This is a genomic window from Ramlibacter sp. (genome assembly GCF_035706265.1).
In the GTDB taxonomy this organism is placed as follows: Bacteria; Pseudomonadota; Gammaproteobacteria; order Burkholderiales; family Burkholderiaceae_C; genus Ramlibacter.
Genome location: NZ_DASSVG010000380.1, coordinates 1 through 6,684 on the forward strand (window position 1 = coordinate 1; position 6,684 = coordinate 6,684).

Here is a 6,684-nt window from a genome sequence, read left to right on the forward strand (position 1 = left end):
CCCACGAACTCGGCCGAGAAGTGCTGAGCGTCGGCGGCGGAGCCGCCGTTGCCGCAGGCAAGCACCTTGCCGCCGCTGGTGACGGAGGCTAGCACCGCCTGCACCGCCTGCGCCACCGGCTTGCTCAGGCTCTCGGCGGCCGGGTATTTCAGGTCGGCACTGTCGATGAAGTTCTGCTGTATGCGTTGCTCGAGCATCCATTGATGATACCGCCGGGTGGCATTGTGAAAAATGTCTGCTCGATGGCCCAACCGTGAACAGCGCGTTACGTGATGAGCCACGCTGTTTCGCCGCGGAGCTTCGGTGTAGGTGCGTTCGGACGAACTTGGGACGCAATGGACGACGCAGCGGCGGACATGACCCGACACGACATGCCGCGCCGAACTGACTCCGCGCAAGTTCCCGCTCACTACTCTTGACACCGCTGGCCAACGAGCCCGCAGGTTCAACAAATCAAGCTCAAGGAGAAGTTGCAATGGCTGTTCTGAAAAAGATTGCCGGTCTGGTTGCCGGTGCTTCCGCTGTCGCCGCGATCGGTATTGCCGTCGCGCAGGGCGTTCCCCCGAACCCCTTCGTTTCGAACCCCGCCCTGGGCGCGGGCCAGCAGAGCACGCACCTGACCTCGATGGGCGAGACCGGCGTGCCGGGCCTGATCGACCAGGTCCAGACCGCCGAGGTCACGACCGTGCGCGAAGTGGCGCAGGTGCAGGAACCCGCCCCGATCGTCGCCGAGGCCCCGGCCCCGGTGATCGTGCAGGAGCAGCAGCAGATGGGTGCCGCCCCCGCGCCGGTGGAGCAGCCCGCTCCCGCGCCGATGCCGCGCAAGGCCGACCGCGGCTGATCCCAGCCCCCGACCTCCGCGCCGGGATCGCCCTCGTCGGCGGTCCTAGCCGGCATCGAAAGCGGCGCGCATCCACTGGAGCGCGCCGTTTTCCATGCTCACCACGTCGAAACGGCAAGGTGGCGGTTGCTTCAGCCGCAGCAGGTAGTGGCGCGCCGCGAACACGATGCGGCGCTGCTTCTCCCACCCGATGCTGCCGGCCGCGCCGCCGAAGGCGCGATGCGTGCGCTGGCGCACTTCCACGAACACCAGGGTGCCATCGCGCTCGCGCATGATCAGGTCGATCTCGCCGCCCCCGCGGTGCGGCGTCCGATAATTGCGCGCGACGAACTGCAGGCCCTGGCGCAGCAGGTAGGCCAGCGCGCGGTCTTCCGCGGCGGCGCCGTCGATCCGCGTGCTCACGCCGCGGCCGCCTTTCGAAGGAGTCTCATTGAGCGCATCGTTTGCCTCCGCGCTGGCCGCGGCCCGTGACGCGGCGGCCGCGCAGCATTACCCTCAGGGTACGCTGTACATGGTGGCCACGCCCATCGGCAACCTGGCGGACATCGGGCTGCGCGCCCTCCACGTCCTGCAACTGGTGGACGCGATCGCGTGCGAGGACACCCGCCACACGCAGGCCCTGCTGCGCGCCTATGGCATCGAGGCCAAGGGCCTGCTCAGCGTGCACCGGCACAACGAGGCCGAGGGCGCGCAGGAGGTGGTGCGCCGGTTGCAGTTGGGCCAGCGCGTCGCCTATGCCAGCGATGCGGGCACGCCCGGTGTGAGCGACCCGGGTGCGCGGGTGGTAGCCGCCGTGCAGGCCGCCGGATTGCGCGTGGTGCCGCTGCCGGGTGCGAGCAGCGTGACCACGGTCCTGAGCTGCACGGGCTCCGAAGGAGAGGACGCCGGCTTCGTGTTCTTCGGCTTCCTGCCCGCCAAGGCCGGGGAACGGCAGCAGGCCATCGAGTCACTGCGGCAGGAGCCGCGCGCCGTGGTGCTGCTGGAGGCGCCGCATCGCATCGTCGCGCTGGCCGAGAGCCTGGCGGCACTGGGGCCGCGGCAGCTGACCATCGGGCGCGAGCTGACCAAGCAGTTCGAGCAGATCGCCACGCTGCCCTGCGCCGACTTCCCGGCCTGGCTGCAGGCCGATGCGGCGCGCGCCCGCGGCGAGTTCGCGCTGGTGCTGCATCCGGTGCGGATCGAAAGCGACGATGCGGAGGCGCTGCGGGTGCTGCGGCTGCTGCTCGCGGAGCTGCCGGTGAAGACGGCCGTGCGGCTGGCCGCGGAGATCACGGGGGCGGGGCGAAACGGGCTGTACCAGGCGGCGCTGCAGATGAAGGGCGACGAACCGTAGGCTGGCCCGCGCGGGCCTCAAATCACCAACGGATCCACATCGATCGCCCAGCGGATCAGGCCGCGCACCCGCAGGCCCTGCAGCACCGGCTGCCACGCGGCCAGGAAGGCCTGCAGGGCCGGGCGCGAGCCGCACTCCAGCAGCAGCTGCGCACGCTCGACGTTCGCCACCCGCTGCACCGTCATCGGCACCGGCGCATAGATCACCACATGCCCGCCGCCCTCCAGCCCCGGCCCGGCATCGGCGGCGGACTGCAGGAAGGCCTGCGCCACCTCCTGCGTGCGCGCCTCGGCGCGCAGCAGGGCCTGGTAGGCGAAGGGCGGCATGGCGGCCTGCCGCCGCTCGCGCAACTGCTGCTCGGCGAAAGCCGGGTAGTCGTGCTTCTTCAGCGCTGCGAACAGCGGATGCTCGGGGCTGAAGGTCTGCACCCACATCTCGCTCGCCGCCGCCCGTGCGGCATCGCGCCCGGCCCGGCCGGCGGCCTGCATCAAGAGGCTGAACAAACGCTCGGGCGCGCGGAAGTCGCTGGAGTACAGCGCGCTGTCGGGATTCACCGCGGCCACCAGCGTGATGGTGCGGAAGTCGTGCCCCTTGGTCACCATCTGCGTGCCCACCAGCACGTCCACCTCGCCGGCGTGCACCTGCGCGAGCTGCTGTTCCAGCGCGCCCTTCAGGCGCGTGCTGTCGGCGTCCATGCGCGCGATGCGCACCGGCGTGCCGTCGGGCCGGCGCACGTCGGCCAGTAGCTCGCCGAGCTGCTCCTCCAGCCGCTCGGTGCCGCGGCCGACCGGCGCGATGTCCACATTGCCGCACTGCGGGCAGGCGCGCGGCACGCGCTCGGTGAAGCCGCAGTGGTGGCAGCGCAGCGTGCGGTCGATCTTGTGGAAGACGCGGAAGGCGCTGCAGTGGCTGCATTCGCTCTTCCAGTCGCAGGCGTTGCAGGCCAGCACCGGCGCATAGCCGCGCCGGTTCAGGAACACGAGCGACTGCTCGCCGCGCGCCACCCGTTGGCCGATCGCATCGAGCAGCGGTGGCGAGAACAGGGCGCCGCGCGGCTGGTGGTTCATGTTCACCAGCCGCACCGCCGGCAGCTTGCCGGCGCCGATGCGCGTGGGCATTTCGAGACAGCGGTAGCGGCCGCGGTCGCAGGCCTGCCAGCTCTCCAGCGACGGCGTGGCGGAGCCCAGGACCACCTTGGCGCCCTCGGCGCGGGCGCGGTACACGGCCAGGTCGCGCGCCGAATAGCGGGCGCCTTCCTGCTGCTTGTAGCTGGGATCGTGCTCCTCGTCGACGACGATCAGCCCCAGCCGCGGCAGCGAGGCGAACACGGCCATGCGGGTGCCCAGCACGATGCGGGCGCGCCCCAGATGGGCGGCGATCCAGCTTTTCAGCCGCTGCGGGTTGGTCATGCCGCTGTGCAGAGCGACCACCGCGCCGGCGCCGAAGCGGTGCTCGAAGCGGGCCTGCAGCTGCGGGGTGAGGTTGATCTCGGGCACCAGCACCAGGGCCTGCGCCTGCGGGTCGCGCTCCATCAGCGACTGCACCGCACGCAGGTACACCTCGGTCTTGCCGCTGCCGGTGGCGCCGAAGAGGAGGAACGGGCCGGGCTCGGAGCCGATCGCCGCCAGGGCCTGCGCCTGGTCGGCGCTGAGGTCCGGGGCCGGGCCGCCGGGCGCGGCGGGTGCGTCGTCGACCTTGCGCTGCAGCCGGCGTGCGAGCTGCACCGCATCGAGTGCGCGCAGTTGCGGCGGCAGGGCGGCCAGCGCCACTTCGCCCAGGCTGCGCTGATAGTAGCCGGCCGTGAAGGCCACGAGCTGCCGCCATCCGGCCGACAAGGGCGGCAGGCCGTCGAGCACGGCCCCGACCGGCCGCAGCTGGGCGGGATCGAGGGCTTCGACGGCGTCCTCGGCAGGTGTCTCCCACACGACACCGCACACCTCGCGCCGCCCCAGCGGCACCCGCACCAGGGTGCCGGGTGGATACGGAAGTTCGCTCGAATAGCTGAGCGTTCCGCCCACCGTGCTGTGCGCGGGCGTCGGCACGACGACATGGAGCAGCTGCGCCATGGCTAGGACGCCCTAGGGGCGCAGCTTAGGCCCGGCTGTCGCAATCCCCGATAAGTCCTTGATTCCACAGCGCTTTGGCGCAGGCCGCCGTTCTTGTGGATAACTTTGTTGATACCGCTTCGGCGCAGCCCCGCCAACCCCGAGAAATCAAGGAGTTGCCTCAGCCGCACCGGAAAAGTGCATAAAGTGAAATCCAGCAAAATCAAGGACTTAGGTGCGCTACCTTTTTGGGAGCGCAGGATGTGCGGGCTTGGCCGGCCCCGGCCCCCGCAACACAGTTTTTGTGCATAAGTCAAGCGCCCCTGGCCAACCATCGTGGCCGCCGCGGGCCGCGCCAGCCCCGGGATGCGGGTTCTACGCGCTCGCGGCGGCGCCGGCGCGCATCTTCGCCGAATGCGCGTGCACGGCTTCCACCAGCGCGTGGACGTGCTCCGGCGGCGTATGCTGGCTGATGCCGTGGCCCAGGTTGAAGACCTGCGTGGGCCCGGTGCCGCTGCCCGTGTGGGGCGCGCCGAAGTCTTCCAGGATGCGACGGGCCTCGGCGGCCACGGCCTCGGGCGGGGCGAAGAGCGCCGCGGGATCCATGTTGCCTTGCAGGGCCTTGGTGGCGCCCACCTGCGCGCGGGCGCGGCGCAGGTTGACCGTCCAGTCCACGCCCAGCACGTCGCAATCGAGCCGGCCCATTTCCTCCAGCCAGAGGCCGCCGCCCTTGGTGAAGACGATGCGCGGGACCGTGTTGCCCTCGGCATCGGTGCGTTTCAGTTGCGCCAGCACCTGCGCGGTGTACGCGAGGCTGAACTGCTGGAAGGCGCTGTCCGCCAGCGCGCCGCCCCAGCTATCGAACACCATCACCGCCTGGGCGCCGGCGTCGATCTGCGCATTGAGGTAGGCCGCCACGGCATCGGCGTTGACCTTCAGGATGCGGTGCATCAGGTCCGGGCGGCTATAGAGCATGCTCTTGACGCCGCGCCAGTCGTCGCCCGAGCCGCCGCCCTCCACCATGTAGCAGGCGAGCGTCCAGGGACTGCCGGAAAACCCGATCAGGGGCACGCGGCCGGCCAGCGCCTTGCGGATCGAGGTGACCGCGTCGAACACGTACTTCAGCTTGTTCAGGTCCGGCACCTGCAGCGCGCCCACGGTGGCTTCGTCGCGCAGGGGGCGCGCCAGCTTGGGGCCTTCGCCCTCGGCGAAGCTGAGGCCCAGGCCCATCGCATCCGGCACCGTGAGAATGTCGGAGAACAGGATCGCGGCATCGATGGCGAAGCGGTCCAGCGGCTGCAGGGTGACCTCGGTGGCGTACTGCACGTTGGTCGCCAGCCCCATGAAGCTGCCCGCCTTCGCGCGGGTGGCCTTGTATTCCGGCAGGTAGCGGCCCGCCTGTCGCATCAGCCACAGGGGCGTGTAGGGCGTTGCCTGGCGCAGGCAGGCACGGAGGAAGGTGTCGTTGGCGAGGGGCTGGAAGCGCATCCCGCCATTTTGGCAGGCCCTATGATGCCGCTTTCCGGATGGGCAGCATGGCAGTTGATTTCGAGCAGGCGCGGGCGTTTTTTGCCGAGGGCGTGGCCGCCTACGAGGCCGGCCGCCTGGCGGACGCGGAGCGCCAGTTCGCCGCCGCGCTGGCGCTGGCGCCGGGCCGGCCTTCCGTCTTGAGCAACCTGGGGGCGGTCCGCTTGAAGCTCGGTCGGCCCGGCGAGGCGCTGCCGCTGCTGCAGGAGGCATTGGCGCAGGAGCCGGCGAATGCGGAGAGCCTGGGGCATTGCGGCACGGCGCTCGCGGAACTCGGGCGTACCCGGGAGGCGCTGGACCATTTCGATCGCGCGCTGGCCGCCGATGCACGGTCGCCGGCGCTGTGGACCCTGCGCGGCAACGCGCTGAAGGAGCTGGGTCGCGCGCAGGAAGCCGCGCAATCGTTCCGCGAGGCTTTGGCGCGTGGCGGCGATCCCGAGCTGCTCCGTTACTACCTGGCGGGCATCGAGGGCGGCGACGCGCCGCCGCGGCCGCCCGTGCAGTACGTGGAGGCGCTGTTCGACGGCTACGCGGCGCAGTTCGACGAGCACCTGGTGCAGACGCTGCGCTACGACGCGCCGCGGGTGCTGACCGAGCGGCTGGCCGCGTCGGGGCAGCGCTGGCGCCATGCGCTGGACCTGGGCTGCGGGACCGGGCTGTGCGGGCCTTTCCTGCGCGCGATGGCCGATCGCGTGACCGGCGTCGACCTCTCGACGCGCATGCTGGAGAAGGCGGGCGCGCTGGGGCTGTACGACGCGCTGGTGCAGGGCGATGTGGTGGACTTCCTGGCGCAGTCGCAGGACGTCTTCGACCTCGTGGTCGCCGCCGACGTGTTCATCTACGTGGGCGCGGTCGACGAGGTGTTCCGGCTGCTGGCGCAGCGCATGCCGGGGGGCGGTAGCTTCTGCTTCACCGTGGAGGAGTCGCAGGGCGCGGAG

General features: G+C 70.8%; 7 protein-coding genes. 3 read left to right on the forward strand and 4 right to left on the reverse strand.

What is annotated here, in order from left to right:
- On the reverse strand, positions 1 to 197 hold a 197-nt coding region (locus tag VFM98_RS13750), incomplete at its 3' end, for an SIS domain-containing protein (RefSeq protein WP_325110482.1).
- A gap of 278 nt (positions 198 to 475) precedes the next feature.
- Here VFM98_RS13750 and VFM98_RS13755 point away from each other — a divergent pair.
- Positions 476 to 841, forward strand: coding sequence for a hypothetical protein (locus VFM98_RS13755; protein ID WP_325110483.1), 366 nt, complete (start codon positions 476 to 478; stop codon positions 839 to 841).
- 45 nt (positions 842 to 886) lie between these two features.
- Here VFM98_RS13755 and VFM98_RS13760 read toward each other — a convergent pair whose 3' ends face one another.
- Positions 887 to 1,243 (reverse strand): YraN family protein, encoded by a 357-nt coding sequence (locus VFM98_RS13760; RefSeq protein WP_325110484.1) that lies wholly within the window; start codon positions 1,241 to 1,243, stop codon positions 887 to 889.
- 28 nt (positions 1,244 to 1,271) lie between these two features.
- Here VFM98_RS13760 and rsmI point away from each other — a divergent pair, with 28 nt between their 5' ends.
- The gene (rsmI, locus tag VFM98_RS13765) at positions 1,272 to 2,174 is read left to right on the forward strand and encodes a 16S rRNA (cytidine(1402)-2'-O)-methyltransferase (protein ID WP_325110485.1); all 903 of its coding nucleotides are present in this window, start codon (positions 1,272 to 1,274) and stop codon (positions 2,172 to 2,174) included.
- 17 nt (positions 2,175 to 2,191) lie between these two features.
- Here rsmI and VFM98_RS13770 read toward each other — a convergent pair whose 3' ends face one another.
- Positions 2,192 to 4,240 (reverse strand): primosomal protein N', encoded by a 2,049-nt coding sequence (locus VFM98_RS13770; RefSeq protein WP_325110486.1) that lies wholly within the window; start codon positions 4,238 to 4,240, stop codon positions 2,192 to 2,194.
- 354 nt (positions 4,241 to 4,594) lie between these two features.
- Positions 4,595 to 5,707 (reverse strand): uroporphyrinogen decarboxylase, encoded by a 1,113-nt coding sequence (gene hemE / locus VFM98_RS13775; protein ID WP_325110487.1) that lies wholly within the window; start codon positions 5,705 to 5,707, stop codon positions 4,595 to 4,597.
- Positions 5,708 to 5,754: 47 nt separating this feature from the next.
- On the opposite strand from hemE, the gene VFM98_RS13780 reads away from it, so the two are divergent.
- On the forward strand, positions 5,755 to 6,684 hold a 930-nt coding region (locus VFM98_RS13780; RefSeq protein WP_325110488.1), incomplete at its 3' end, for a tetratricopeptide repeat protein.

What these genes read in the sequence shown, in the direction of transcription:
- VFM98_RS13755 (WP_325110483.1), top strand. Translation starts at nt 476, where the DNA reads ATGGCTGTTCTGAAAAAGATTGCCGGTCTGGTTGCCGGTGCTTCCGCT.
- VFM98_RS13770 (WP_325110486.1), bottom strand. Translation starts at nt 4,240, where the DNA reads ATGGCGCAGCTGCTCCATGTCGTCGTGCCGACGCCCGCGCACAGCACG.
- hemE (WP_325110487.1), bottom strand. Translation starts at nt 5,707, where the DNA reads ATGCGCTTCCAGCCCCTCGCCAACGACACCTTCCTCCGTGCCTGCCTG.